The 26,775-nt window shown below is 67.9% G+C and carries 21 protein-coding genes and 4 pseudogenes; 12 read left to right on the top strand and 13 right to left on the bottom strand.

What is annotated here, in order from left to right:
- Positions 1–40: 40 nt before the first annotated feature.
- From P1P75_RS01645 to P1P75_RS01635, 3 genes are all read left to right on the top strand, one after another.
- Positions 41–1,876: a glycoside hydrolase family 3 protein gene (locus tag P1P75_RS01645; protein WP_006378679.1), complete on the top strand. Its 1,836-nt coding sequence runs from the start codon at positions 41–43 to the stop codon at positions 1,874–1,876.
- 43 nt (positions 1,877–1,919) lie between these two features.
- Positions 1,920–4,337, top strand: coding sequence for a glycoside hydrolase family 3 N-terminal domain-containing protein (locus P1P75_RS01640; RefSeq protein ID WP_223786224.1), 2,418 nt, complete (start codon positions 1,920–1,922; stop codon positions 4,335–4,337).
- Positions 4,338–4,537: 200 nt separating this feature from the next.
- On the top strand, positions 4,538–6,151 hold the full coding sequence (locus P1P75_RS01635) for a DUF5597 domain-containing protein (RefSeq protein ID WP_006379260.1): 1,614 nt from the start codon (positions 4,538–4,540) through the stop codon (positions 6,149–6,151).
- Here the strand turns inward: P1P75_RS01635 and P1P75_RS01630 are convergent.
- The 7 genes and pseudogenes from P1P75_RS01630 to P1P75_RS01600 form a co-directional block, all read right to left on the bottom strand.
- A complete protein-coding gene (locus P1P75_RS01630; RefSeq protein WP_010354077.1) occupies positions 6,145–6,915 on the bottom strand; it encodes an SDR family NAD(P)-dependent oxidoreductase in 771 nt (256 codons plus the stop codon). The genes P1P75_RS01635 and P1P75_RS01630 overlap by 7 nt on opposite strands.
- A 55-nt stretch (positions 6,916–6,970) precedes the next feature.
- A complete protein-coding gene (locus tag P1P75_RS01625) occupies positions 6,971–9,868 on the bottom strand; it encodes a glycosyl hydrolase (protein ID WP_006378968.1) in 2,898 nt (965 codons plus the stop codon).
- Positions 9,869–10,049: 181 nt separating this feature from the next.
- Positions 10,050–10,250: pseudogene (locus P1P75_RS01620) on the bottom strand (PadR family transcriptional regulator); the annotation flags it as partial.
- Positions 10,177–10,425 carry an alpha/beta fold hydrolase gene (locus tag P1P75_RS01615; protein WP_231885298.1) on the bottom strand — a complete coding sequence of 83 codons (249 nt, stop codon included), beginning with the start codon at positions 10,423–10,425 and terminating at the stop codon, positions 10,177–10,179. The gene P1P75_RS01615 and the pseudogene P1P75_RS01620, both read right to left, overlap by 74 nt.
- A 243-nt stretch (positions 10,426–10,668) precedes the next feature.
- Positions 10,669–11,409 (bottom strand): IclR family transcriptional regulator, encoded by a 741-nt coding sequence (locus P1P75_RS01610; protein ID WP_223786223.1) that lies wholly within the window; start codon positions 11,407–11,409, stop codon positions 10,669–10,671.
- A gap of 287 nt (positions 11,410–11,696) precedes the next feature.
- A complete protein-coding gene (locus tag P1P75_RS01605; RefSeq protein WP_306080762.1) occupies positions 11,697–12,131 on the bottom strand; it encodes an FAD-binding protein in 435 nt (144 codons plus the stop codon).
- A gap of 196 nt (positions 12,132–12,327) precedes the next feature.
- Positions 12,328–12,630: pseudogene (locus tag P1P75_RS01600) on the bottom strand (FAD-binding protein); the annotation flags it as partial.
- 264 nt (positions 12,631–12,894) lie between these two features.
- On the opposite strand from P1P75_RS01600, the gene P1P75_RS01595 reads away from it, so the two are divergent.
- Complete coding sequence (locus tag P1P75_RS01595; protein ID WP_006378900.1) at positions 12,895–13,896, top strand: MarR family winged helix-turn-helix transcriptional regulator; 1,002 nt, start codon at positions 12,895–12,897, stop codon at positions 13,894–13,896.
- Here the strand turns inward: P1P75_RS01595 and P1P75_RS01590 are convergent.
- Both P1P75_RS01590 and P1P75_RS01585 read right to left on the bottom strand, forming a co-directional pair.
- The gene (locus P1P75_RS01590; RefSeq protein WP_006378921.1) at positions 13,883–14,179 is read right to left on the bottom strand and encodes an oxidoreductase C-terminal domain-containing protein; all 297 of its coding nucleotides are present in this window, start codon (positions 14,177–14,179) and stop codon (positions 13,883–13,885) included. The genes P1P75_RS01595 and P1P75_RS01590 overlap by 14 nt on opposite strands.
- Before the next feature lie 703 nt (positions 14,180–14,882).
- Positions 14,883–15,008 carry a hypothetical protein gene (locus tag P1P75_RS01585; protein ID WP_010354081.1) on the bottom strand — a complete coding sequence of 42 codons (126 nt, stop codon included), beginning with the start codon at positions 15,006–15,008 and terminating at the stop codon, positions 14,883–14,885.
- Positions 15,009–15,110: 102 nt separating this feature from the next.
- Between P1P75_RS01585 and P1P75_RS01580 the strand changes: the two genes are divergently transcribed.
- The 3 genes from P1P75_RS01580 to P1P75_RS01570 all read left to right on the top strand — a co-directional run bounded on the left by P1P75_RS01580 (position 15,111) and on the right by P1P75_RS01570 (position 16,626).
- The gene (locus P1P75_RS01580; RefSeq protein ID WP_037727451.1) at positions 15,111–15,404 is read left to right on the top strand and encodes a hypothetical protein; all 294 of its coding nucleotides are present in this window, start codon (positions 15,111–15,113) and stop codon (positions 15,402–15,404) included.
- A 165-nt stretch (positions 15,405–15,569) separates the two neighbouring features.
- Positions 15,570–16,190, top strand: coding sequence for an enoyl-CoA hydratase/isomerase family protein (locus tag P1P75_RS01575; protein ID WP_010354083.1), 621 nt, complete (start codon positions 15,570–15,572; stop codon positions 16,188–16,190).
- Between the two features lie 25 nt (positions 16,191–16,215).
- Positions 16,216–16,626: a hydrolase gene (locus P1P75_RS01570; RefSeq protein WP_223786221.1), complete on the top strand. Its 411-nt coding sequence runs from the start codon at positions 16,216–16,218 to the stop codon at positions 16,624–16,626.
- Positions 16,627–16,723: 97 nt separating this feature from the next.
- Here P1P75_RS01570 and P1P75_RS01565 read toward each other — a convergent pair.
- A pseudogene (locus tag P1P75_RS01565) lies at positions 16,724–17,599 on the bottom strand (helix-turn-helix domain-containing protein); the annotation flags it as partial.
- A 455-nt stretch (positions 17,600–18,054) separates the two neighbouring features.
- Here P1P75_RS01565 and P1P75_RS01560 point away from each other — a divergent pair.
- Positions 18,055–19,245 carry an IS110 family transposase gene (locus P1P75_RS01560; RefSeq protein ID WP_006378715.1) on the top strand — a complete coding sequence of 397 codons (1,191 nt, stop codon included), beginning with the start codon at positions 18,055–18,057 and terminating at the stop codon, positions 19,243–19,245.
- Between the two features lie 48 nt (positions 19,246–19,293).
- Here the strand turns inward: P1P75_RS01560 and P1P75_RS01555 are convergent, their stop codons facing one another.
- Together P1P75_RS01555 and P1P75_RS01550 are read right to left on the bottom strand one after the other, a co-directional pair.
- A complete protein-coding gene (locus tag P1P75_RS01555) occupies positions 19,294–19,731 on the bottom strand; it encodes a VOC family protein (protein WP_010361140.1) in 438 nt (145 codons plus the stop codon).
- 384 nt (positions 19,732–20,115) lie between these two features.
- Complete coding sequence (locus P1P75_RS01550) at positions 20,116–20,430, bottom strand: hypothetical protein (RefSeq protein WP_223786220.1); 315 nt, start codon at positions 20,428–20,430, stop codon at positions 20,116–20,118.
- 610 nt (positions 20,431–21,040) lie between these two features.
- Here P1P75_RS01550 and P1P75_RS01545 point away from each other — a divergent pair.
- A pseudogene (locus tag P1P75_RS01545) lies at positions 21,041–22,278 on the top strand (IS256 family transposase).
- A gap of 224 nt (positions 22,279–22,502) precedes the next feature.
- Here P1P75_RS01545 and P1P75_RS01540 read toward each other — a convergent pair.
- Complete coding sequence (locus P1P75_RS01540; RefSeq protein ID WP_006379225.1) at positions 22,503–23,273, bottom strand: recombinase family protein; 771 nt, start codon at positions 23,271–23,273, stop codon at positions 22,503–22,505.
- 543 nt (positions 23,274–23,816) lie between these two features.
- Here P1P75_RS01540 and P1P75_RS01535 point away from each other — a divergent pair.
- The 3 genes from P1P75_RS01535 to P1P75_RS01525 all read left to right on the top strand — a co-directional run bounded on the left by P1P75_RS01535 (position 23,817) and on the right by P1P75_RS01525 (position 26,708).
- Positions 23,817–24,632: an oxidoreductase gene (locus P1P75_RS01535; RefSeq protein WP_010358267.1), complete on the top strand. Its 816-nt coding sequence runs from the start codon at positions 23,817–23,819 to the stop codon at positions 24,630–24,632.
- Between the two features lie 76 nt (positions 24,633–24,708).
- Positions 24,709–25,620 (top strand): alpha/beta hydrolase fold domain-containing protein, encoded by a 912-nt coding sequence (locus tag P1P75_RS01530; RefSeq protein WP_006378832.1) that lies wholly within the window; start codon positions 24,709–24,711, stop codon positions 25,618–25,620.
- Positions 25,621–25,694: 74 nt separating this feature from the next.
- Positions 25,695–26,708, top strand: coding sequence for an NADP-dependent oxidoreductase (locus P1P75_RS01525; protein WP_006378619.1), 1,014 nt, complete (start codon positions 25,695–25,697; stop codon positions 26,706–26,708).
- Positions 26,709–26,775: the final 67 nt, after the last annotated feature.

Below are 26,775 nucleotides of genomic sequence, written 5' to 3'. Positions count from 1 at the left end.
CAGGCCCCGGGAACGAAATCGAGAGGAACTCCCACCACTCATGCCTGCGACGACTGCATCGGGCAGTACCACCTTCCGCGATCTCAACGGCAACGGGCGCATGGAGCCCTACGAGAACCCGCGGCTCAGCGCCGAGGAACGCACGGAAGATCTGTTGACCCGGCTCTCGCTCGAAGAGAAAGTCGGTCTGCTCTTCCACACAGTCATCGAGATGGGCCCGGGAGGCACCGTCCTCGAAGAGCCCGGTGCGATCAGCAAGTCACCCACCAGCGAGGTGATCCTGGGCAGGGGGATCAGCCACTTCAACACGCACCGAATCGAAGACCCTCGGGCAGCCGCACGGTGGCACAACGCGATCCAGCGGCTCGCAGAGAAGACCCCGCACGGCATCCCGGTCACGATTTCCAGCGACCCTCGACACGGATTCCTGGAGAACATCGGGGCTTCCTTCACTGCAGGTCCGTTCTCGCAGTGGCCCGACGCCCTCGGCCTTGCGGCACTGCGCGACCCGGACACCGTGCGCGAGTTCGCGCGCCGGGTGCGCGAGGAGTACCGCGCCGTCGGCATCCGCATGGCACTGCATCCTCAGGTCGACCTCGCCAGCGAACCCCGCTGGGCACGCCAACTCCAGACGTTCGGCGCCGACACCGATCTCGTGGTCGCCTACACGCGCGCGTACCTCGAAGGTTTCCAGGGCGCGGCGCTCGACTCAACGAGCATCGCCTGCGTCACCAAGCACTTCCCCGGCGGCGGCGCGCAGCTGGACGGCGAGGATGCGCACTTCCCGTACGGTCGCGAGCAGGTCTACCCAGGTGGTGCGTTCGAGGAGCACCTCCGTCCGTTCGTCACCGCCGTCGAGCACGGCACCGCCGCGGTCATGCCCTACTACGGCATGCCGGTCGGTCTTGAGATCGACGGCGAACCGATCGAGGAGGTCGGGTTCGGGTACAACAAGCAGATCCTCACCGGGCTGCTGCGCGAGCGGCTGGGCTTCGACGGGCTGATCGTCACGGACTGGGAGCTGGTGAACGACAACCACGTCGGGGACCAGGTCCTGCCCGCACGCGCGTGGGGGGTTGAAGAGCTCGACGCCCGCGAGCGCATGGTCAAGATCCTCAATGCCGGCGCGGACCAGTTCGGCGGTGAACAGTGCACGGATCTCCTGCTTGAGCTCGTACGGGATGGCGTCGTCCCGGAGAGCAGGATCGACGAGTCGGCGCGCCGCGTCCTGCTGATCAAGTTCCGGCTCGGTCTGTTCGACAACCCTTTCATCGACGAAGATGCCGCCGTGGCCGTTGTGGGCAACGCCGAGACCCGGCGGGTCGCCCTGGAGACACAGTCCCGTTCCGTCACCGTCCTGAAGAACTCCGTGGTCGAAGGAAGGCCAGTGCTTCCGCTCGCCGTGGGCGCGCGCTTGTACGCGGAGGGGATCGATCCGGAGGTCCTCGGCCGGGAGTTCACCCCCGTGACGACGCCGCAGGAGGCAGAACTGGCCATCGTGCGCATCGACGCACCGTTCGAGCCGCGGGACGACCTGTTCCTGGAGTCGTATTTCCACCAGGGGTCTCTTGACCTGCCCCCCGGCCTCGTACACCGACTGCGTAGGATCGCCCACTACGCCCCGCTGATCGTGGATGTCGCCTTGGACCGCCCGGCCATCCTCACGCCGCTCGTCGACGCGCTCGCCGGACTGACCGTCACCTTCGGTGTCTCGGATGACGCTCTGCTCACCGCCCTCACCGGCCGCATCGCTCCGGAGGGCAAACTTCCCGTCGAGCTTCCGCGGTCGATGCAGGCCGTACGAGAGTCCGCGCCGGACGCGCTGGCGGACACCGCCGACCCGCTGTTCCCCCTGGGATCGGGGCTGGAGATCTGATGTCCCGTTCGTGGAACCCGCACTCGCACAGAAGGATCACGTCATGACCGACGCACGTTCCCGCGCCATCGAGTTGCTCGGTCGCATGACCCTGCACGAAAAGGTCGCGCAGCTGACGTCGCTGATCCCGACAATGCTCTTCGACGCCAAAGGCATCCGCCCGGACGTCGCCGCGGCCAAGCTGGCGAATGGCATCGGCTACATCGAACCGCACATGGGGGGCTTTCCGGCGAACGCGGCCGAACTCGCCCGGCTCAACAACGCGGTACAGCGCCACCTGGTCGAGAACACCCGCCTGGGCATTCCCGCGATCATGCACATCGAGGCGCTGAACGGTGTGAACGCCCCCACCTTCACATCCTTCCCCACCGCGATCGCCCTCGCGGCCACCTGGGACACCACCGGGGTGGGCGAGATGGCCGCACTGACCCGTCGGCAGATGCGATCCGTGGGCCTGCACCACGCCCTGTCGCCGCTGCTCGACATCGCCCGCGACGCGCGATGGGGCCGAGTTCACGAGACGTACGGCGAGGATCCATACCTGGTCAGCGCGCTGGGAGTGTCCTTCGTACGCAATCTTCAAGGCGAGTCGCTGCTGGACGGGGTCATCGCCACCGGCAAGCACTTCCTCGGCTACGCAATGAGTGAGGCCGGTCTCAACATGGCGACCGTGCCGATGGGAGCGCGCGAGCTGCGGGAGGTGTACGCGCGCCCCTTCGCCGCCGCCATCCAGCTCGCGGGACTGGGCTCGATCATGAACTCGCTCGCCGACTGGGACGGAGTGCCCGCTGCCGCCGACCCTCGGGTGTTCCGCAAGATGTTGCGCGACCAACTCGGGTTCAACGGCACCGTCGTGTCGGACTGGCTGTCGATCGAGAACCTCGTGACCCATCATCGCGCCGCGCGCGATGCACGCGAAGCGGGCGTGCTCGGCATGCGGGCCGGCATCGACGTGGAAATGCCCGAGCCGTTCGGCTACGGCGACAACCTCGTCGAGGCCGTCCGCGACGGCGAGATTCCCGAAACGACCGTCGACGAGTCGGTCCTCCGCGTACTGACGCACAAGTTCCAACTGGGCCTGTTCGAGAACCCCTACGTGGAAACCGACCCGGTGGAGATCATGTCCGTGGCGCAGGAGGGCCGCGACCTCTCCCTGCGTCTTGCGCGCGAGTCCGTCACGCTCCTCAAGAACGACGACGGGGTGCTCCCACTCAGCGGCGCCCCGCGCATCGCGGTCGTCGGACCTCATGCCGAGGCTGTGGGCACGGCCTTCGCCCCGTACACCTTCCCCTCCTTCATCGAGCTGACCCGAGCACTGCTGAACGGCAAGACGAGTTCCATGGTCGGTGTCGAAAACCTCGACTCCTTCGGCCCCGACGACGCCTACGTGCACGAGGAGATCGGCGACCTGCTCGCCATGAGCGAGGACGAGTTCGCGAGGTCGCGCTACGAAGCGGTCTCCCTGGCGGACGCCCTCCAAGCCGCGCTACCCGACTCCGAAATCCTCGTCGCAACTGGATGCGGAGTCACCGACGGGGCCGAGGGGATCGGCGCGGCAGTCGACGTCGCGCGTGATGCGGATGTCGTGGTCCTGGCACTGGGCGGCGTGGCGCGATGGTTCTTCGGTGAACGGACGGAGGGTGAGGGTGCGGACACCGCCGATGTGACGCTGCCGGATGTACAGCGTCGGCTCGTGCACGAGATCGCCGCGCTCGGCAAGACGACCGTCGGCGTGATCTTCTCGGGCCGCCCTCTCGCCCTTGGTGACGTCGAGCCCGAGCTCGACGCCATCCTGCTCGGGTACTACGGCTCGCAGTTCGGCACACCTGCCGTCGCGGAGATCCTCAGCGGCACGGCCGAGCCGCAGGGCCGCCTGCCGTACACGATCCCCCGCTCCAGCGGTCAGGTCCCCCTCCATGCGGGCCAGCGGTTCGGCAGCGGATACCGCCGTCGGGAAGGCGATCCGCACGGCGGATACGTGGACGAGTCCGCGGCACCGCTCTACCCGTTCGGGCACGGCCTGACGTATACCGAATTCGTCTACTCCGACCTCCAGCTGAGCAGCACGTCGATCGCACCCGACCGCACCGTCGAGGTCACCGCGACCGTCACGAACACGGGCGACCGCCCAGGCGTAGAACTCATGCAGCTCTACGTCGAGGACGATGCGCCCGGCGTGTCGAGGCCGGCGCTCCAGCTCGCGGGGTTCCATCGCCTCGAACTGCAGCCAGGGGATCAGGCGACGGTGAGATTCGCTCTGGAACTCCCGCTGCTGGCCTACCTGTCCCTGGACGACAGATGGGTCGTGGATCCGGGCCCGATGTGGATCTCGGTCGGCTCGTCGTCGAGTGACCTTCGCCTGCGCGGTCGCCTGGACGTCGTCGGTGACACCGTGGACGTCACGCGACGGAGGGTGTACCTGACCCACTCTGCACGGACCGCTCCTACGACGGGAACGTGACACGCGAGACCGCCGCCCCGCCAGCAGCCCGTGGGGAGCGGACCTGACACCGCTCCCCACGGGCCTTCGCCTGGCCAACTATCCGGCATCGCGCCGCACCCCTGGGACGGCGATGGCTGAGAGCGCCGGCAGCGACCTGGCGCCGTCCGCCGCCCTCGCCCGAAGACACCGCTCAACCGGAAGACATCGATGGGAGCCCCTTGCAACACCACGGCATAGACCAGGCCACGGGCCAGCTGATCGTCGGCGGTACGCCGTACCTGATCCGCGGCATCGAGGTCCACAACTCCACCTCGTCCCACGCCGACTACCTGGAACCCGTGTGGAAGCGGTGTGCGGACGCAGCGGTCAACACCGTTCTTGCACCGGTCAGTTGGGAGCTTGTGGAACCGACGGAGGGAGAGTTCGACTTTCACTTGGTCGACGCCATGCTCTCCGGTGCGCGCGACCACGAGCTCAAGCTGGTGCTTCTCTGGTTCGGCAGCTGGAAGAACGCTTCGTCGAGCTACGTGCCGGCCTGGGTCAAGCTCGATCCGGTCCGTTTTCCGCTGCAGGTCGACGAGGCCGGCGATCCGCTGGACAACCTCAGCCCGTTCTCCACGAACAACCGCGACGCCGACGCGGCCGCTTTCGCGGCCTTCATGGAGCACCTCGCACGCGTCGACGGCCGCGAGAAGACCGTGATCATGGTGCAGGTCGAGAACGAGGTCGGGCTGCTCGGGGCACCGCGCTCCTACGGAGCGGACGCGGCAGCCGCATGGGCGGCTCCCGTTCCGGCAGCCCTTGCGGAAGCACTGCGCAACGGAGCCTCCCCGTACGTCCAGGCCCCGGACGAGCCGTCCACCCCGACGTGGGACCTCCTGACGGGCGACTCCGACCGGAAGGCCGAGTTGTTCATGGCCTGGCACTACGCCTGCTACATCGAGCACGTCGCCGCCGCAGGCCTGGCCCGCTACGACATCCCGCTGTTCGCCAACGCCTGGCTGGACTCGAGCGTGCCGAACGGATCGGAGTCCGCGAACATCGCCGTCGCCGGCGGCAGCGCGCCGGGGGTGTTCCCCAGTGGGGGGCCACTACCGCATGTCAGCGCTGCCTGGAAGCTGGCCGCTCCCTCGCTCGCGTTCCTCGCCCCAGACGTGTACTTCGGCGACTTCGACATCCCGTTCAAGCGCTACGCGGACACGAACACCACCTTGTTCGTGCCCGAGATGCGCGCCGACTGCCACGGGGTCTCGCACAGCTTCCTCGCCATCGGACAGTACGGTGCCATCGGGGTCTCGCCGTTCGGCTTCGACTCCCTCGACGATGACCGCACGGTGGAGCTGCGCCGTATCTATGCGCAGCTCGCGGCGCTGGAGAACGACATCCTTGCCGCACAGCCGCGAGGGCGCGTGCGCGGCTTCCGGGTCCCGGCCTCCAAGGAGGAGACGTTCGCCCTCGGCAAGTACGAGTTCGTGATCAGGGCCTATCCGGAACACGGCAACGGCGAGCGGTTCGGCTATGGGCTCCTGCTGCAGTTCGACGACGACGTGTTCATCGCCGTCGGCGACAACTTCACGGTCTGCCCGCGCTCGCCGGACGGCCGGCCGGTGGCCATCTTGCAGGCGGACGAACTCGTGGCAGGCACGGGCCGGCTCCGTCCGCGAAGGCGCCTCAATGGTGACGAGACGTTGTCCGGCACCGGCATCAGGATCGCGGAGCACCCGGCCCCGATGCACGGTTTCATGGCGACCAGCGGGATCCCGTCAGGGGTGGTGAGGTTCTCGCTGTACTTCCCCGGGGCGCCGAGGGGCACCGCCGCCCCGGACTACTGATGGGTGCCGCCGTCAATACGGATCTCCGTGCCGGAGATGAAGGCGCCGTCGTCGGAGATGAGCGTGGCCACGACTGCTGCCACCACCTCCGGCGACCCGTAGCGCTCCCGGACTGCGGGAGTGAGCTTCGCGAAGAGGCTCCAGTCGGTGTCCTCCGGCACCAGTGACGCGAAGTTCTCGGTCATGGCGCTGACGATGCCGCCAGGGCAGATGTTTACCGCGCGCAAGCCCTGCTTGGCGTACTCCTGGGCGATGCTGTGCGTGAAGGACAGGATCCCGCCCTTGCTGGCGGAGTACGCGGCCAGGAACGGATGGGCGAACTGGGCTGACGTGGAGCTGAAGTTGACCACGACGCCGTTACCCGTCTCCAGCAGCGCGGGCAACGCGGCCCGGGTGACCAGGAACGTGCCCGTGAGGTTCACGGCAAGGACGCGGTTCCACAGCTCGAGCGAGCACTGGTGTGTATGCGCTCCGCGCAGCATGCCGGCGATGTTCACGAGCGCGTCGAGCCCGCCGAGGGTGGCAATCGTTTCACCCACGACGTCGACGACCGCGTCCGCGTCCGCCACGTCCAGCGCCGCGGTGACGAGCCGCTCGCCGGTGCCGGCCTTCGCGGCCAGGCCGGCGGTCCCGCTGAGCCCCTCTTCCTCGATGTCCGTCGCGACGACCGCCGCTCCTTCCTCGAGCAGCCTCAACGTCGTCGAGCGTCCGATGCCCGAAGCGGCTCCGGTGACGAACACGCGTCTGCTGCTGAGTCGTTCCATGAGGTTCCTCCAGGTCTCGACGGTGCGCTTGCCCTGGCCGCGAATCGCCGCCCGCTCATTCCGGGATCGGTACCTGGCGGTACGGCGCGATACGGACCGGCCCCATGAGGCCGTATTGCTGCCGGGGCTTCTCGGCCTGACCCGGGAAGCCTTCCGTGACCCGAAGGCGATTGCGCAGCGGTGTCGCCACCCGGACCGTGATGCTGTTGTCTCCTTGCTTCACGTAGCCACTGAGATCGATCCGCCGGCCGACCTGGTCGGACGGTGGCAGCGTCGTGCCGTTGACCGTCACCTCGAAGGTGTCGGTGACCTGTCCGAGGTCGAGGTAGGCCCCGTCCAACCGCACGAGCCGTACCGTGGTGCGATAGGTGCCGACCCCGGAGACGTCCTCAAGGCCGGGGATGGCGGACCAGGGTGCAAGGCGGTTCAGGTGATGCTCGTGCTCGCTGACTTCGAGCTTGCCGTCCGGGCCTCGGTGCCAGTCCTCGACGGAGAGCTCCCACACGTTCAGCTCCTGGGCTGCCCCGGTGGGAGGAACGGTCACCCTCCGTTCGGAGCCGTCGTCAAGCTTCACGGTGTACGAACCAGCCGTTGAGCCCCGCAGGAGCAGACCGCCACCGGGCGCCGTCACGACCTCTCCGCCCGTGGTGGCGACCACATGACGGGCACTGCCCGGTACGAGAACGATGATGGTGGATTCGCCGGGTGCGAGCCGCACCGGGACTGTGATCCGCCCGCGTTCTGTTCGGTACTGGGCGACTGAGGTGACCGTGCCCGTCCAGGCATCCAGTTCGTAGGGGGTGCCTCGGCCCTCCAGGGCGACCTCCTCGGACACGGCTCTTTCCGAGGAGTTGTGCAGGTGATACAGCGCGCCTCGCGACAGTGTGCGACGCAGGGCGAGCACGGCGGGAGCGACGCGCGTGTCCGCTGCGGGACGGATGCCGAGCACCTCGAAGACGGCGGGCAACCCGCTCGGTTCGGCGACGTGGCGTACCGAGGCCTGCTTGAGCAACAGGTCCATCAACTCGGCCAGTGCCGCATCCTGCTGTGCCGCCCGGTGGGCGCCAGGCGTGCGGGTCGGCGGCGCACCGACGATCACTACGGGCAGGCCGCTGCGGGCGTGCGACAGCAGCAGTCGGGCGGTGGCTATGGGCAACGTGGGCTGGCGGTCGAGGATCAGCGCACGATAGGCGGGTCCTTCCGGGGCAAGGCGCCGGTCACGTACGCGGGTTCCGTCGAGTTGTGCCGGGCCGGCGAAGTCGTAAGTGAAGCCGTCCAGCCCGGCCGGGATGCGCATGCCGGTCCCGTAGGCGTGGCGGTAGACGACCAAGTCCACCGAAGGCCTGCCCTGGCGCAGGGCGAACTGCGTGCGCGCAGTCCAGTCGACGATCTTGCCGGTGTCGTTCCACGTGGGCTGGCGCGGCCCCCATGCCTCGGAGAAACCGTTGCCGCCCTGGAGGGTGAACGGTGAGAAGCCGGGCCAGGTGGTTCCCAGGCCCGCCTCGGTGGCGAAGCCGTGATAGACGACCTGGTTGACACCGTGGGCGAAGGCGGCGTTGAAGTGCTTGAGCATCTGCGGCCAGGTCTGCGCGTACGCCTCGCCGTAGATCGCGCAGCCTTCGAGCGAGAAGACGCGCTGCCCGGACAGGTGCACCGCACCGGACGAGAGCCATCGGTATGGCTCGTCGGTGTAGTCGGGCGCCGCGCCGAGCGACTCGGTCTCGTTGATGTCGAGGGCCGCGCCGATCGTGGGAACGTCGGTGGTGGTGCCGTAGGGCTGGGCCCGCAGTCTCAGGCCCATGGCGTGCGCCCAGGACTTCAGTGGCTCGACGTGCTCACTGATGTACAGGTCCGTGAGCGTGTGATAGTAGTCGTCGCGGACGCGGGCGCCACTGTCGTCGGTGAACGCGAAGTCCGGGGTGTCGTCGGGTGTCACGCTCGTGTACTGCCGGTGGATCCGGTCGATGAACAGCACCGGCAGGTTGTCGATCAAGGAGTAGCCGCGCAGCTTCTTGAAGCGCGCCGGAAGTTCCCGGGACCAGTGCTGGGCGGAGTCCAACTCCAGGGAATCTTCGAAGAGATCCCCTCCGTTGTCCTGCAGCAGACTGCGCAGGCGGGGCGTCAGGACGCGCTCGTCCCAGTAGCTGGTTACTGCCCGGGTACCGGCGGCACTGAAGTGGTCGACGACATACGCCGCCTCTGTCGTGGCGGCCTGGCCGACGACGGCGGCCTGGCCGGTGCCGCGCTGCCAGAACGCGAACAGCAGCCACTGCCCATCCGCTGGGGCGGTCCAGGCGAGGGTGCCGTCGCTCACCCGTCCTGTGAGGTCGATCCGGGAAGCCCGCTCGAGCAGTACGGGCTTCGCGTCGGTTGGGCCCGCGCAGCGAAACGCCTGGACCGCTATCAGGGTTTGCTCGGTGACGCCCGCGTGCGGCTGCGGGGCCGCCGGCACGGGCCCGTCGTATGCTTCGCCGCCCGCAAGGACCGCACGCCCGTAGGCGATCTCCTGGGCTGCTTCCGGGCTGTCCGGCGACAGCCCGGGGGCCACCAGCGGCCAGGCCGGGCCCACGGTGAGATCGATGCGCACCCCGTGCCTGTGACCGGCGGCGACCGCCTGCTCCAGGCGCTCGGTGAGCACAGCGCTGCCCCAGCCGTACTGCTGAGCGTCGGCGGTGACGATGCACTGGATCTCGACTGCGCCGAAACCTCGGCCTGCGATCGCCTCGATCTCCGCGTCGATGGTTTCCGCCGCGATCTCTCCGCACGGCCACCAGTAGCGGATCTTCGGCCGGGCATTCGCAGGCGGGTGAGCGAACCGCCGGACGAAGGCGCTGTCCAGCCCGGTCGACGAAGAGGCGGCAGCGCTCTTGGCCCCGGCCCACAAGGTCCCCGTGGGTGCCAGCGTCACCGCGGCCGCGGTCGCACAGAACTGTCTGCGGGAGAAACGGGACACAGCGGCTCCAGATGAAGTGATCCCCGGCAGTCGGGAGTTGGTGTGCCGGGCACCCTTTCATCGCCTGGGCCGTTCGGTGTCGGTCGATCCCGGTGACCGGGAGCGCCTCACGTGGTCCCTCAACCCTCAAGAAGAGGCAGCAGTCCCGCCGTCAGCAAAGTTGCGCCATCCGGCGGGGCGTTCAATCACCCTCGCCGCCGTCGAGCACCTGGTGCAACCAGGCGCGTTCGGCCTGGCTGATGCTGCGGACCATGAGCAGCATGCCGCGGCGGTAGGGATCGGCGGTCTCCTCCGCGGACAGCGGACGATCACCCTCGTAGAAGAAGCTCGCGGAAGTCTCCAGGAACTCCAGCCGGCGCCGCAGCACGGCGTGCTCGCCGGAAGAGCTCCGGTTTGCCGATCGCAAGCTGAAGTGCGACGACTCCGCCCATAGAGTTGCCGACAACGTCGGCCTGCTGCAGTCCGAGCCCGTCGAGCAGCGCTCGCACGGCCCGCGGCGCGGCCAGCATGGGGTGCCTGTCGGTCGGATCGCTGATACCGAAGCCAGGGAACTCCAGGACGAGACAGCGGAATTGCCGCGCAAGCGTCGGCAGGTTGTGCCGGAAGTTGCGCCAGCCGGTGACAACCGGGCCCCGACCCGTGCAGCAGGAGCGGGTCAGAGCGATCCAGAGAAGCGCTTCCTCCCGGGCGTGAACGCCCGGGGTTCCGCGCTAGATCAAGCTGAACTCCCCGGTCGCCGGCAGGGGGACCGGCGACCGGGGTCTGTACAGGGACCAGGAATCTACGCGCAGAGGCGCCGCTCAGGCCGTGCCTACGCGTGCCGTGCGCAGTGCGCTTTCGCCGAACAGGTCCAGAGTGATCCGCTGCGCCATGTCGTACACCAGCGGCGCGATGCGCTCCAGTGGCGACGCGTGCCCGGCGACCAGGGAAATAGCGCCGACCGGACCCTCAGGTCCCCGGATCGCCACGCCGACGCACGCGATCCCCTCGACGCACTCCCCCCGTTCGACGGCGAGCCCTCGGTCACGCCGGATACGGCCGAGTTCACGGTGAAGTGCGGGAAGGCCGTCGACGCTCGCGCCCGTCGCGGCCGGCACCCCGTCGGCGTACAACTCGTCGATCTCTTCCGGCGGCAGCCAGGCGAGCATCGCCTTGCCGAGCGCCGTGCAGTGCGCGGGTGCCCGGCCTCCGACACGGGAGGCGACAGCGGCAGCCCGGCGGCCGCCGACCTTGTCCAGGTACTCGACATACGTCTCGTCGAGGGTGCCCAGATGTACGACGAGGTCAGTCATGACGGCGAGCTCGTGCAGCCACGGCGCGGCGGCCGCGCGCAGATCCGAGTGCCCGCTCTCCCGCGCCCCCCAGGTCCGCACTCGCCGCCCGAGGTGGTAGCCAGAGCGGGTGTGCTCGACCCACTGCAGCCGCACGAGCTGGTCGAGGATGCGGTGCGCGGTCGACCTCGGAAGTCCGGTGCGGCGGGAGACCTCCTCCAACAGCAGCCGGGTCTTCGGTCCCTCGAAGCAGTCCATGATCAACGTCATTCGCTCGACCATCGAGGGCGGTCGCACCGCGACCTCCGGTCGTGACGACAGCGCCAGCGTCATTGTCAGCACCCTTCGGCCACTGGAATTGATTTCAATTCTAGTGACGCCACGGTTACTGCCAAGAGATGTGCATGCCTTTTATCAAGTAATTTTGAGCCCGCTTTCCTCCGCTACAGAATGGAGGAATCGGGCGAAATGGCCCCAACTTGAAGGACAGCTCGGACAGATGACTGTATGCAGCCAAGTAAGGTGTGCGCCCCTCGGGGAGTACCTTGGCAGGGCACTCAGCCCGCGGCGCTCTTCGCCGCGTGCTCCATCGCCAGGTAGCTGAACACCATGGCGGGACCAATCGTGGCTCCTGCCCCGGCGTACTCGTTGCCCATCACCGCGGCCGATGCGTTGCCCGTGGCGTACAGACCAGGGATCACGCTGCCGTCCGGCCGCAGCACGCGGCCCTGAGCGTCCGTCAGTACGCCGCCCTTGGTGCCCAGATCCCCCGCCTCCGATCCGGATCGCGTAGAAGGGTCCGCCGTCAATCGTGTCGAGATTGGGGTTCGGCAGTGAGTGGTCGCCGTAATAGTTGTCGTACGGACTGTCGCCGCGCCCGCAGTCCTCGTCCCTGCCCTTGGCCGCGAAGCCGTTGAAGCGAGCGACCGTGGCCTCCAGGGCGTCCGGCGGGACCGCGATCTTCTCGGCGAGTTCGCGCAGCGTGTCCGCATTCGCCACCAGGCCGCTGCGTAGAACGAGCAGCCACGGCGCGGCGGCCGCGCGCGAGACGACCCGCCAGGCCGCCACGCCCAGCATCCGCCGGGCCTTCCACTCGCGCCGGATCATCATGAGGTTACGCGCTTCGTAGCCCGTGAACCACAGACCGAGCGGCATGGGGACGTCCAGCGCTAGCAACTTCCGCTCCTCGTCCCCCAGTTTGCGGACGTCGATCGGACGCGGCTGGATGGTCCTGCCCGCCGCCCTGCCGCCGGGCAGCTCAGGGTGATAGTCGGAGTAACCGGGACACCAGGAGAACTCCATGTGCCGACTGACGCGATGCAGCATCTCGAGCACCTCGAGCCCGCAGTCGACGTAGGCGTCGATCCGATCGGCCGCGACGCGGTCGCCGACGACAGCCCGCAGATAGTGCCGCACGTCCTCGACATCGTCCGTCTGCCCCTCCTTGCGCGGGGTGGGATTGTTGGGGATCCAGATCCCTCCGCCGGACATCGCGGTCGAGCCGCCGATCCCGGCCGCCTTCTCGACCACGAGCGACGTGAGCCCGAAGGTGTTGGGCCGTGATGGCCCCGACCATTCCGCCGGCCCCGCTGCCGCCGATCAGTACGTCGACCTCGTGGTTCCAAATGGTCCCGTCAGTGCTGGGCACCGCTGCCGACTCTCTGCCACCCGCATGGATGTGCAATGCTTGATAGATGTCCCGTATCTCGGCATACGGGCTGCCGTTCATGGAGTGGTGGGGGAAGGGGAGTCCGCGTGGACCGGGTGCCCGAGGAGCTCGCGCTGGAGAGGGCGACGCTCAGACTCATCAACACGGTCGCCTTCATGTCCGGTACGCGGGCGCACAGCCGCGGGTTGCGAGCGGTGACCGGAACCGAACTGTCGCCCTCCGACCTGCGCTTCATCGAGCTCCTCGGCAGCCGTGGCGCGGTGCCGACCAGCACGGTGGCACGCGAGCTCGGCATCGATCTCGGCCAGACGAGCCGACAGGCGGCCCAGCTCGAGGCTGCCGGACACCTCGTACGCAGCACGGATCCTGCGGATCGCCGCCGGACCCTGTTGGAACTGTCGGAGCCGGCCGCGGCGACGCTCGACCGGTGGCTGCTCGCATGGAGCCGCGACTACCTGGTGGCGGAACCCCGGTGGTCCGCTGACGGCATCGCGGCGCTCGCCGAATGGTTCACGCTCGTGTATGACCGGCTGGTGACGGCGCTGCCCGACAGCCCCCGGTCCGCGGCCGCTGACCGCTGGACGGAGCTTGCGGGTGACGACTACGACGCCGGAACCCGCGCCTTCTTCCGCCCAGTCATCGGAATCGTCACCTGGGTCGGCCAGTCCAGCGGGTTCAACGATCTGCTGGAACTCATCGACGCGCCCGTACGGCAGACCGGGCTGTTCGCCCTCCAAGTGATCCAACGCAGCGGCCCTCTCCCCGTCGCAGAGGTCGCGGCCCGGCTCGCGATCGACCCTTCGCAGGCGAGCAAGCGCCTGCGCCAGCTCACCCAACTGCGGCTGGTGGACCGCGCGGTGGACGGGTTCGACCGCCGCAGCACACTGGTCCGCATCTCGCGCAAGGGGGCGGCGCTGCTCACGCGCGTGCTCGAAGTCCAGCTGACGGTATTCCAGAAGCTGATCGACGACCTCAGCTCCGAGGACCGACAGCGCTGGACGCCCTTGGTCGAGTCGTATGTCACCACGCTGCTCGACGCTCGGGGCTCGACCGGCCCGTCCGGAGGAGATCTGTTCAGCCGGAACTGACCGCATTCGCGGTCACCGCCTTGATGAGCGTCTTCAGCGATACGTCCGGATCCATGAGATCGGAAGCCGCGATCTCCGTTCCGGAGGCCAGCGCCTTCTTCAAGGCCATGAAGTCGGCGGTCGCGTTGACGGCCTCGACAGCCGCCAGTCGCCCGTCCCGGTAGTAGCCGACGAGGCATCTGTCGCGATCGCCGAATTGGCGTGTGACAGCAGTGTCGTCGCTCGCACGCAGTCCGACGATCCGGATGCGCAGGCTGCCCTGATCCGACCAGAACCACGGCACGCACGTGTACGGACGACGCTCGCCGAGGATCGTGGCGGCCGCGGCATCGGGCCGGGCCCTGCGCGGCGAGTTCCACCACGCGCACGCCCGCCAGCGGTCCGCTTCCGGTCGCCATCAGAACCCCTCGGGAGCGGTGCCGACGACGCCCTGCTCCACCAGGCCGGCGTACGCCTCCTCGGTCAGCCCCAGTTCACCGATCAGCACCTCGCGATTGTGTTCGCCCAGGGTCGACGGGCGCCGAGTGAGCCAGGCGGGCCGGCCTCGGTGGCGGAACGGGAGAGTCGGCAACGGAACCGTGCCGGCATAAGGCAGTTCGGCCGTTTCGTACGCGCCTCGTCCTGCGAGGTGAGGGTGCTCGTGCACCCACCGACTGTCGATGGACACGGCGGCGGGGACACCGGCCGCGAGGAGCAGACCGACGACTCATCGGCCTCACGCTCCGCGACCCAGGCGCCGATTCGGGCCTCCACCTCGTCCGCAGCCTGCCGGCCGTCACGGTCGGCTAGGGTTGGATCGGTGCGCCAGTACGTCGCCCGGCTTCCATGCCCGTCTCGACGGCCGCACCTGGCGGGTCGACGGCGCGATGTCGCACGATACGCGCGTGGCGCCGGGCGAGCGCCTGGCGCACCGAAGGGTCGTCCAGGACATACGAGCCATCAGGCGCCTTGGTCTCGGCGGCCCACGCCCGCACACTCGCGAGGATCTACTCGAAGGGCGCCGTGGCCACCACGGCGACGCGTTCGGTGTTGAGCTGACCGGTGATCATGGCCCAGCCGTTGTTCTCCCCACCGATGCAGTTCTCCACCGGCACCCGGACGTTGCGGAGCACTTTCTCCTTAGGGGAACAGGTCTTACTGTGTGGGACACATATCCGCTTCGCTGTTCGCAGGACACCTGCCAACAGCGCAGATGCGGGAGAACTAACGGCTTCATGACAAGCAAATTCCTGATGAGCGGCCGCCTGGAACTCACCGCAGCGGGCGCCCCGGTGACGCCGCTTCATGTCGTTCCGCTCGACGGCATGGACTGGGACGACCCCTTGCTCCCGCCTCGCGTAGCTCCTGCTCCGCTGCTCGTGGGCGTTGCCACCGCGCCGCTCCCACCCGAAGCGGTGCCGGTCGTCGAGCAGCTCACGGTCACCCTCGGCGGCGGACTCGCCCCGTACTGCGCGGGGACTGCTTCGGATGTCGACGCCGTCCGTGCCACGGTCGCCGGCGCTCCGTAGGCTGCGCTGACGCTGGACGAAACGCTCCGAGCGACGCCCAAGGCGACGGTCGCCGAAGGACTGCTCATCGAGTCCCTCTCATACTCGATACTGCTCGGCGCCAGGGAGTTCGCGGCTTGGCGATCGCGCTCCAAGCCGCGCCCCACGGCGGCCTGTGCGGATCCGGTGCTCCTCGACCGGGACGACGGCACGCTACGGATCACTCTCAACAAGCCCAAACGGCATAACGCGTTCGGCCACGCCGTGCGCGACGGGCTGCTCGAAGGGCTGGAGTTAGCGCTCCTCGATCGAAGCGTGGAACACGTTGTGGTGAGTGGCGCAGGCCCGTCGTTCTGCAGCGGTGGCGACCTGGACGAATTCGGCACGGCGCCGGACATGGCGACCGCTCACCTCCTCAGGCTGCACCGCTCCGCCGCGCGTCATGTCGCCGCTCTCGGCGACCGAATCCGCTTCGAGGTGCACGGTGCCCGCGTCGGCGCGGGCGTCGAAGTACCGTCCTTCGCACCCCGCGTGACGGCGGCAGACGACGCGTACTTTCGGTTGCCCGAGCTGGAGATGGGCCTGATCCCGGGAGCCGGGGGCACGGTTGGCGTCACACGCAGGATCGGGCGGTGGCGGACGGCGTATCTCGCGTTGACCGGGCACGCCATCGATGCGACGCCGGCGCTGGACTGGGGACTGGGGGACGCACGTGCCGAGAGAGGGGATCCGCACCGGCGGAGCATGGAGGAACTCCCGTGCCGACACGGTCTTCCGCGACGTCGAGGTCGACGGCCGAAGGGTTGACGTCCACGTACGCGGTGCGACCGTCGTGGCGGTCGGTTATATCACCCCCGTCGCAGGGGCAGAGGTGGTCGAGGGTCATGGCGACGCTCTGCTGCCCGGGCTGCACGACCACCATCTGCATCTCCTCGCGATGGCGGCCGCCGCGTCCTCCGTCGACTGCGGTGTCCACGCGGGCGACCCTGACGGGCTGGCCGCCGCGCTGCGCTCGGCCCCCGGCACCTGGGTGCGCGCCGTCGGCTACCACGAGCGCACAGCGGGCCACCTCGACCGGCAGGGTGCTCGACGCATGGGTGCCCGACCGGCCGTGCGTGTCCAGCACCGCAGCGGGGCCCTGTGGATTCTCAACTCCCCTGCGCTGGCTCTCGTCCACCACATCCTGGACCACTCACCCGAAGTGGAACGCGATGCCGTCGGCCGCCCCACGGGCCGACTGTGACGCTACGACGGCCCTGTTCTCGTATAGCTACGGCGAGGGGGCAAGTAGCTCAGTGTGATTTCAGGGCCTCTGCACGGAAGATTTCAAGTCCAGTGAGACGGTCGTACACCGGAGGGCCGGCGGCTTCTTGCATCCGCTTGGCTGCACTCCGCGCGTGCTTGATCCGGTCCTTCGCTTCAGCCTTGCGACCACCGCGCGCGGCAGAGACAGCAGCGCGCAGTTGCAATGTCCCCCAGGCCCGAACAGCCAGCGGGTCACCGCGGTCGTACTCTCGCTGCACGCTGCGAATCGCCTTGTCGGACAGGGCAACAGAGTCGTCCCAGTCTGCCGTTGCCCACATGTCCCACACGCGCATCCAGTCGGCGACGGCAGGCATCACCGGGTCGCCCGACAGCCGCGCAGACCAAGCAGCTCGTTCGCATGCCATGGCCACCAGCTCCGGGTGTCCAAGCGCGTGCGCGGCAGTGTGGGCGAACTTGCAGCACACCGCGTAGATGGCATACGCCTCTTCCTGCTCATGGCCCGTGGCGACTTCGGCCAGGGCGCGCGCCTCACGGAACAGGTCGGGGAGCACCTGCACGATCGCCACGTTCGCGGCAGCGTCGCGGAGGCGATGCAGGCGGGTGGTTTCCTGCCACAGCTGACCGGCTGTACGGGGCGTTCCGTCGAAGACGGGAGCGAGGTCGTAGCGGCGCAGCTCGCGCATGATCGCGGCGGCAGACACCTGCCACTGGTTCTCGGCCGGTGCGGTGTTGTTGTACGGACGCCCGATCAGGTCGTTCGGGTGTACATGCAGTTCCGAGGCGAGCAGGTTGAGCAGGCCGACGCGGTCGAGTTCGATGTGGCCGCGTTCCATCTTGGACACCCAACCCTGTGTTTTGCCCAGGGCGGCAGCGAGGTCGGCTTGCGTCATGCCAAGGCGGAGCCGTGCGCGACGTGCGCGACGGCCGATCTCTTCGGCTTCTTCCAGCATCAGCGCGCCCCCCTGGGGGTGAGGCGCCAGCGTTCGAGAGGGCGGCGAGGCATCGTGCTCCATCCATCAGGGCTTGTCCCCTTGACGGTACCGAGGTCGCTGGGCCGAGTGTGGAGTGCCCAGGGCAGGAGGTGACTACTTGTGGTGCCTGGGTCAGTCCAGCCCCGACGAACCGGCGGCTGGCTGCCATGGCTCCAGCCCAGCCTGCCGGGCTGCACTCAACAGTTCCCTACGTTGTCTGCGGGACAGGGCGAGCCCTTCGTATGGTTCTTCCACCCAGGGGCGTCGGGCGTGGCTTTCAAAGTTCTGCCGCTTGGGGCAACCAGCGATTGGCCACCCGACGCCCCACGACGACTCGGCTGCCAATTAGGAATTGCGAATGATCGCTCCGTAGGGAATCGACAGCGAGGTCGTCCGTCGGGAGGCACCGAGCACACCCACCGCACGGAGGCACCATGGCCGCGATCTGGGCCGGCATCGACGCAGGCAAAACCCACCACCACTGCGTCGCGATCAACGAGAGCGGCCACCGGCTGCTGTCCCGGCGCGTCGCCAATGACGAGCCCGAACTCCTAGAACTCCTCACCGACGTCCTAGCCCTTGGCGACGAGGTGACCTGGGGCATCGACCTGGCCGACGGCGGAGCCGCCCTGGCCATCACAGTCCTCTTCAACCACGACCAGCAGGTCCACTACATCTCCGGCCGCGCCATCCACCGCGCCTCCGAGAGCTACCGCGGCGAAGGCAAGACCGACGCCAAGGACGCCGCCGTCATCGCCGACCAGGTCCGCATCCGCCGCGACCTGAACCCCTTACGCACCGGCGACGAGACCGTCACCGACCTCAAGATCCTCACAGGTCGCCGTATAGACCTGGTCGCCGACCGCACCCGCATCGTCAACCGGCTCCGGGCCCAGCTGCCCGGCATCTTCCCCGGCCTGGAACGGGTCCTGGACCTCACCAACAAGGGCCCGCTGACCCTGCTGACCGGCTACCAGACCCCCGCGGCCATCCGCAGACTTGGCGCCAAGCGCCTGGAGACCTGGCTGCGGAACCGCAAGGTCCTCCGAGCCGACCAGCTCGCCGAGGCCGCGGTCGAAGCCGCCGAACGCCAGCACACCAGCCTGCCCGGCGAGAAGCTGACCGCCCAGATGGTGCACACCCTGGCGAAGGAGGTGATGGCCCTCAACGAGCAGGTCGCCGAGCTCGGAAAGCTCATCGAGGCCCGATTTCGCGATCACCGACACTTCGAGGTGATCACCAGCATGCCCGGCCTCGGCATCATCCTCGGTGCCGAGTTCCTGGCCGCCACCGGCGGTGACATGGCCGTCTTCGGAACCCCCGACCGCCTCGCCGCCTTCGGCGGCGTCGCCCCGGTCCCGCGCGACTCCGGCAAGATCAGCGGCAACCTGCGGCGCCCGCAACGCTACAACCGCCGGCTCCAGCGCGTGCTCTACACCTCCGCGCTGATCAGCATTCGGCGGTCCGAGGCATCCCGGCGGTTCTACGACCGCAAACGCGCCGAGGGCAAGCGCCATACCCAGGCCGTCCTTGCCCTCGCACGCCGCCGCGTCAACGTCCTCTGGGCCCTCCTCCGCGACGGACGGCGCTACGAGCCCGCTCCGCCGACAAGGGCTGCCGCATAGGAAGGGACGCGACACGCTGCGCGCGGCCAATTGGCCTGACCGACCCCGTCAGACCAGGCAAAACTCGTTACCTTCCGGGTCTGCCATCACCACGTGATCCGGCCTGCCCTGCAACTCGTCCTCGCGGACCACGGTCGCGCCCGCAGTGGTCAACCGCTGCACCGCCTCGACCACGCGCGGCCAGCGCACCTCCCACGGGGTTTCACGGCCGCCACCAACTTGCACGTCGATATGCAGCCGGTTCTTCGCCACCTTCGGCTCCGGCACCTTCAGGAAGGACAAGGTGGGGCCCACGCCATCCGGATCTGACAGGTACGCCCCGTCATCCCACTCGTCCTCCGGAACCTCATGATGCGAGAACCACTCCTCCCAGCTCCCGAACCCTGCGGGCGCGGGCTTCTCCGCGTAGCCCAACGCCAGCGCCCAGAACGCGGCCAGTTTCCCCGGGTACGCACAGTCGATCGTCAAGCTCCACTTGGTCGCCATGAGCCCTCCCCAGTCGGATGAACGGACTGTACCCCGCACCTCCGACACCTCCTGCCCGCTACCTCAGGCGTGCGCCACGGCTTGACGAACGGCATTAGGAATCGCCGACCGCAGCCCCCGTTTTTTGGGGCCCCGGCCACGTGCTGAGATCCAGGGCTTGCCGTCGGCCCTCACTCGTGTCGTGGTTCTGAGCGCGCCAATCCGGCATGACTCGGTTCGGTGGCAAAAAGACTAAGTTCAATTTCGAAACAATGAAATCCGGAGCTCACCCGAGACACCAGCCGGACTATAGATTTGCCCACCAAGAGCCACGGAAAGCGAAACGACCTGCCAACGGAGTCGGCAGGTCGTCACGAAGGATCGAGCTTCTTTAAGGCCAGTCAGCTACTTTCTCGTTATCCATATAGCAACCGACGACACCTGGTCATTCCACGGCAAATTGGGTATGCCTTGATCGAAATTGAAGCGCTGGGCATTGTTGGAGCTGCTCGCCCTGAACCGTGTTTCGTACTCTCCGAGCGGCACCTGCCCGCCATTGTCTCGATAAAATTGCTGATGAATCGTGACTGTTTCATTCGGGTGATTGGCGCGCGACATCACACTCCCGAGAATGCGAAAGGAGGACATGGTGTCGCTCTGGTCGCGGTACAGTTCATGGAGGTCAATTGTCGATACCGTCGGCCCGTCATCGAAATTCACTGACCATCTGCTACTCGAGCCACTACCTCCCGCACACTGGTAATTCGTGTCGCAATACCCCACAGCAGTGAAGGTGGAATTGGCGAACGCAGCGGAAGGATTTGCGACCACAACGCCCGACGCGGCGAGAATAGTCGCAAGGCTCGTAAGAACGCGACGCTTTGGCGAACTTGATTGAGTCTTTGGCGTCACTCCAGAGGTTCGCATGAGATCTCCAAGAGTGCGAATTTTCAGATTCACTACACGTCCTCTCTGCAGGCGAGGTGTTTTAAAAGGCGCTTTCAGGAAGAAGCATACCGGCCCAAGCACTGGTTGGCCCCCGTTACGTCCGGGGCTTCCGTTCGCGCTCATCTTCGCGCTGTCTCGGCGTGGGCACCTCGACCGAAAGGCCAGAAACCTGCAGACCTTGACCCGCAGTCTGGCCGAATGGCTGAGGCGATTGGCGATCTGAAGTGCTAGCAGTTCGCTCCCGCCGTGGTTGCGTCCATGGAGATGGTGTACGGGTTCGACCTGATCCGGGGGTTTGCTCCGGCGTCGGGATGAGGCCCGCATAGATGAACGGCCACCGGCTGATCTTCGAGGTGTCGAAGCCTCGAAGGAGATCAGCACGATGACCGCATCCGACAGTCTGCCCCTGCACGCCCTCGCCGAAGACAACCTCGCCGCGGCGAGTCCCGATCTGCTGCGCGCGATGGTCAAGACGTTCGCTGACGCGCTCATGTCCGCGGAGGCGGATGCCCTCTGCAATGCTGAATACGGGCAGGTCAGCGAAGAGAGAGTCAACCACCGGAACGGATATCGCCCGCGCGAGTGGGACACGAGGGCCGGCACCGTCGAACTCGCCATCCCCAAGCTCAGGAGCGGGAGTTACTTCCCGCACTGGCTGCTGGAGCGACGTCGCCGGGCCGAGCAGGCCCTCATCTCGGTGGTCGCCACCGCCTACCTGCTGGGCGTGTCCACCCGCCGTGTCGAGAAGCTCGCCGAGTCCCTCGGCGTCACCCAGCTGTCGAAGTCCCAGGTCAGCGCGATGGCGAAGCACCTGGACGAGCAGGTCGCCGCTTCCGCAACCGGCCCCTGGATCAGGGCCCTTACGCGTTCGTCTGGGTGGACGCGCTGACCCAGAAGGTCCGCGAGGGCGGCCGGATCATCAACGTCCACGCCTTGATCGCGGTCGGCGTCAACGCCGACGGGCACCGCGAGATCCTCGGCATCGATGTCGCCACCGCCGAGGACGGCGCCGGCTGGCTGGCCTTCCTGCGCTCGCTGATCGCCCGCGGCCTGTCCGGCGTCCAGCTGGTCATCTCCGACGCGCACGCCGGCCTGATCGACGCCATCGGCGCGGTCCTGCCCGGCGCGAGCTGGCAGCGATGCCGCACTCATTACGCCCGCAACCTGCTCAGCCAGGTCCCGAAATCGGCCCAGCCCTGGGTGGCCACGCTGCTGCGGACCGTCTTCGAACAACCCGACACCGACGCCGTGAAGGCCCAGATGCAGCACGTCCTGGACGCGCTGGAGGCCAAGTTTCCCAAGGCCGCAGCCCACTTGGACACCGCCCAGCACGACCTGCTGGCCTTCACCGCCTTCCCACGCGAGATCTGGCGGCAGATCTGGTCGAACAACCCGCAGGAACGGCTGAACAAGGAGATCCGCCGCCGCACCGACGTGGTCGGCATCTTCCCCGACCGCACCGCCGTCATCCGGCTCGTCGGCGCCGTGCTGGCCGAACAGAACGACGAGTGGACCGAGGCCCGCCGCTACATGGGACTCGACCTGCTGGCCAAAGCCTGCCTCCACCCGATCGAGTCAGAAACCCACGAGACCGACCTGCCCACCGAACTCACCGCATAGCCTCAAAAGGAGATCACCGAGTGGCCGTCAATACACCACTCCAGCGGACGTGACCCCCGCCGTGGTCGCCAGTCAGGGGCATTGCGTGAACGAGATCTGTCTGGGCGCGGCGATGTAGGTCTGGCGTCCGGCTGTCCTGGCGGAAGACGCTGATGGCGAGGTTGCGCAGGGAGGCCATGGCGCGGGGCAGCTTGCCGATTTCTCACACACACCGAGGGACCCTGCTATCCAGGCAGGGCCCCTCGAAGCAGCTCAGTCACCCAATTCGATACCCAAACTGTCCGCGAGTTCGCGGAGGTCTTCAACCGAGATCTGGGGGGCTTTCGCCGCTTGCCGAGATGCCCAACGCTCCAAAATTTCGTCCATGGCGGCTCTGACCTGCACTTTCTCCAAGTGTCTTGACTCAAGTATCTGACGGAAGGCTTGTGTCCCTTGCGCTTGCCGGTGGGGATGAACAGGTCGGGCTGGATCTGCCCGACGGACTCGCCGCCGGCCCGGCGCCGGAGCACGGTGTGCAGCATGTCGTCGGTCATCGCCGGGGGCCGGCCGCCGTGCTTGCCCTTGCGGGCCGCGGTGTCCAGGCCCTCCAACGTGGACTCGCGGATGTTCTCTCGCTCGGTCTCCGCCATCGCCGCGAAGTACGCGAACAGCAGCTTGCCCGGGCCAGTGGGGTCGTAGATGCCGGGCAGGGGTCCGGCGAGCATCTCCAGGACCAGGCCGTGGGCGGTGAGGTGGTCGGTGAGCGCGGTGAGTTCGGCGGCGTCGCGGCCGAGGCGCTTCATCTCGTACACGGTGAAGATGACCCGGCAGTGCGGGGCGTGCGCCTTGACCTCCCGCGCGGTTCGCAGCGCCTTCTCGAACCGGGGCCGGACCCGCACCCGGGTGCTGATCTTCTCGCTGAAGATCTTGCCCCTCGGGATGCCGTGCTTGCTGAGCGCGTCGAGCTGGGAGTTGAGCGTCGAGCATCGCGCGTTAGCCGATGTGGATGTCCGCACTCGGCAGGTCCGGGTCGATCGGCGCCGGTGGCGGGGTGCCGGGCCGCCACGGCCGACCCCGGCCCACGGTCGGCCGGGGTCGGCACCCGCAGCGCCTTCTTCAGCCGGGGCACCTTCGTGAAGCGGCGGGTGTGGTAGGCGGAGGCGACCGCGCCGCCGCGCGAGCGGCACGGGGAACCGGGCTGGGCGACGCACTTCGGACAGGCGTGCTGTTCGGCGTCGTCGGCGTCCGACCGGTCGGTTGAGGAAGGAAGCCGAGGGTCCGTCACGGGCCCGGATCTTCGCACAATGCAAGTCTCAGAAGGAGGCCCGTCCTGCTTCTTAGTGAGAACGGGTTCTGCGAACGAACCCGGGATCGGCGGGGGTCCGGCGGCCCGCGATTGATCTTGCTCGCGCAAAGGACTGTTCATGAGAGAGCTCTGGATGAGACGGGCAGGCCGGAGATGCCGGCGCCTTCGGAGCGGCCTTGCCATCCACTCCGCCCCGCAATAACATTACGACAGTAAGCCATACGATCGAAATTCAATGTGTAAGGAGTCCGTCATGGCGACACAACGGCCGGTAGCACTCGTGACGGGGGCGTCATCGGGGATCGGTAACGCAACCGCTCGGGCCTTCGTCACAGCCGGGTTCGAGGTGATCGGAACCGGACGGAACACCTCGGGGCTCACCCCGCCCGCCGGTGTGGCCTTCCTCGACCTCGACGTGACCAGCGACGAATCCGTCACCGCCGCGGTCCGGGAAGTGATCGAACGGTTCGGACGGATCGACGTCCTGGTCAACAACGCCGGTCTGGGCTCGGCCGGCGCCGCCGAGGAGAGCTCCGTCGCCCAGGCCCAGCGCCTCTTCAACCTCAACTTCTTCGGTCATGTCCGCATGGCGAAGGCCGTTCTGCCGCACATGCGCACCCAGGGCCGTGGACGTATCGTCAACGTCTCGTCCGTCCTCGGCGTCATCCCGCAGCCCTACATGGCCCTCTACGCCGCCGCGAAGCACGCCGTCGAGGGCTACTCCGAGTCCCTGGATCACGAGGTCCGCGAGCACGGCGTCCGCGTCCTGCTCGTCGAGCCCGGCTACACCCGGACCGCCTTCGATGCCAATGCCGCGCAGCCCGACACCCCGCTGCCGCTGTACGCGGAGCGGCGGCGTGTCTTCGACGAAGTGGTCGCCGCGGCGATGAAGACCGGCGACGACCCCGCCGTCGTCGCCAAGGAGATCGTCACGGCAGCCACCGCCTCGAAGCCGAAGCTGCGCTACACCGCCGGACCGCTCGCCTCACGCATCACCACCGCGCGACGCCTCGTCCCCGCCGGGATGTTCGACAAGCAGATCCGCAGGTTCAACCGGATGCCCGGCTGAAACGTCGCACCCGGCCCATCGACCCGCAGCGCGCGCGAGAGGCGCGTTCAGCTCTGACCTGACAAGGAGCATCACCATGGGAATGAGCACGGAAGCGCAGCAGTTCGCGCAGTTCCTCGACAGCGTGCGTGCGAAGGCGTCGACGCCGGGACTCGATCTGGCCGTCGTCCGCGACATCGTCGACACACATGCTTCGGCATCGACCGAGCCGGAAGGCGTCACCTACGCCGACGTGGACGCGGACGGCGTCCCCGCCCTGTGGGTCATCCCCGAGGGCGCCGACCCCGACAAGGCGCTGCTTCACTTCCATTTCGGCGGATCGGTCGCCGCCTCGATCGCATCGGACCGCAAGGCCGCCGGCCACATCGCCAAGGCGGCCGGAATCCGCTCACTCGTCGTGGGCTTCCGCCTGGCGCCCGAGCATCCCCACCCGGCGCAGATCGACGACGCCGAGACCGCCTACCGGTGGCTGCTCGCTCAGGGCTACGCGCCGCGGAACATCGGCAGCACCGGCCACTCCATCGGAGGCACCCTCGCGATCGCGCTGCCGCTGCGCCTGCTCGCCAAGGGCGAGGCAGTCCCCGGCGCGGTCGTCAGCATCTCGCCCTGGACCGACCTCACCATCAGTAACCCGAAGGTGGACGAGAACGAGGAACTCGACAGGATGCTCAGCCGGGGCATCCTCGAGCTGTTCCGAGCGGCTTGGCTGCAGGACCCCGGCGTGGACTTCACCGACCCCGCCATCAGCATCGTGAACGCCGACCTGACCGGCCTGCCGCCCACGGCCCTCCACTACGGCGAGCACGAAACGCTTGCCGGCGATGGCGCCGATTTCGGCCGCCGACTGACCGACTTCAAGATCGTCTCTGAGGTCCGCCCGCTGCCGGAGGGCCAGCACTCGTTCATCCTGGGCGCGGGACGCGTGCCCGAGGTGGACCGGGCGATCGAGCAGATGGGCCAGTGGCTTCGACGGCACCTCGGCCGCTGAGGTGGAAGCTGCCCGGACATGCGCATCGTCCGCCGAGAAGACAACCGAGAAGATCACGCGAAGGGACGGCTGACATGAAGGCGTTCGTCGTCGAGAAGTACGGCAAGGGCGGCCTGCGCGCCGCTGATGTTCCCGAGCCCACCGTCGGGGCCGGCGACGTCCTGGTCCAGGTGAGCGCTGCCAGCATCAACCCGCTGGACAAGATGGTCCGCAACGGGGAGTTCAAACGACTCCTGAAGTACGAGCTTCCGTTCGTGCTCGGCCATGACGTCGCCGGGATCGTGACGCAGGTCGGGCCGACCGTGCGCGGCTTGACGGTCGGCGACGAGGTCTACGCACGTCCCCGCGACCTGCGGGTCGGAGGCTTTGCCGAGTTCATTGCGGTCGACCAGGACGACGTCGCGCCCAAGCCGGCGTCACTCACGCTCCGCGAGGCGGCCGCGGTGCCGCTGGTGGCCCTGGCCGCCTGGCAGATCCTCGTGGAGCGCGCCCACGTGGTGCCGGGCCAGAAAGTGCTCGTCCACGCCGGTGCCGGTGGCCTCGGATCGACGGCCATCCAGCTCGCCAAGCACTTCGGTGCCACGGTGGCCACGACCACGAACTCCCGCGCCGAGGAGATGGTCAGGAGCCTCGGCGCCGACACCGTCGTCGACTACACGAAGGAGGACTTCTCGCAGGTGCTGTCCGGCTACGACCTGGTGCTGGACTCCCTTGGCGGGGCGAACCTCGAGAAGTCGCTGACTGTGCTGAAGCCGGGCGGCCTGGCCATCGGTGTCGCCGGCCCGCCGGACTCCGGGTTCGCCAGGCAACTCGGCGCGCCCTCGTTCATGGGCGTGGCCATGAACGCGCTCAGCCGCAAGGTGCGCAAGCAGGCCAAGGCCCTGGGTGTGCGCTATGAGTTCTTCTTCATGCAGGCCAGCGGCGCCCAGCTCCGTGAACTCGGCGCCCTGTACGACAGCGGACGGCTCCGCCCGGTCATCGACCGGACGTTCCCCTTCGACCGGACGCTCGAGGCGATGGCGTACGTCGAGCAGGGGCGTACCACGGCCGGAAAGGTCGTGATCTCGATGACGCCCGGCGACGACTGAACCAGGCCGGCCGCGCAGAAGGCGTGGCGGTGCTCCAAGACGCCGCCCGCACACCATTAGAGTGCGT

The organism is Streptomyces sp. ID05-39B (genome assembly GCF_033794725.1).
GTDB classification, from domain to species: Bacteria; Actinomycetota; Actinomycetes; order Streptomycetales; family Streptomycetaceae; genus Streptomyces; species Streptomyces bobili.
Note: the sequence above shows the minus strand (reverse complement) of the source record. Positions and strands in the feature narration are given on the sequence as shown.

Bases quoted from the DNA above. Each gene is read 5' to 3' on its own strand.
- P1P75_RS01645 (WP_006378679.1), top strand. From the start codon at position 41: ATGCCTGCGACGACTGCATCGGGCAGTACCACCTTCCGCGATCTCAAC.
- P1P75_RS01640 (WP_223786224.1), top strand. From the start codon at position 1,920: ATGACCGACGCACGTTCCCGCGCCATCGAGTTGCTCGGTCGCATGACC.
- P1P75_RS01630 (WP_010354077.1), bottom strand. From the start codon at position 6,915: ATGGAACGACTCAGCAGCAGACGCGTGTTCGTCACCGGAGCCGCTTCG.
- P1P75_RS01610 (WP_223786223.1), bottom strand. From the start codon at position 11,409: ATGACGTTGATCATGGACTGCTTCGAGGGACCGAAGACCCGGCTGCTG.
- P1P75_RS01605 (WP_306080762.1), bottom strand. From the start codon at position 12,131: ATGCGGACACGCTGCGCGAACTCGCCGAGAAGATCGCGGTCCCGCCGG.
- P1P75_RS01580 (WP_037727451.1), top strand. From the start codon at position 15,111: ATGACAAGCAAATTCCTGATGAGCGGCCGCCTGGAACTCACCGCAGCG.
- P1P75_RS01560 (WP_006378715.1), top strand. From the start codon at position 18,055: ATGGCCGCGATCTGGGCCGGCATCGACGCAGGCAAAACCCACCACCAC.
- P1P75_RS01555 (WP_010361140.1), bottom strand. From the start codon at position 19,731: ATGGCGACCAAGTGGAGCTTGACGATCGACTGTGCGTACCCGGGGAAA.
- P1P75_RS01535 (WP_010358267.1), top strand. From the start codon at position 23,817: ATGGCGACACAACGGCCGGTAGCACTCGTGACGGGGGCGTCATCGGGG.
- P1P75_RS01530 (WP_006378832.1), top strand. From the start codon at position 24,709: ATGGGAATGAGCACGGAAGCGCAGCAGTTCGCGCAGTTCCTCGACAGC.
- P1P75_RS01525 (WP_006378619.1), top strand. From the start codon at position 25,695: ATGAAGGCGTTCGTCGTCGAGAAGTACGGCAAGGGCGGCCTGCGCGCC.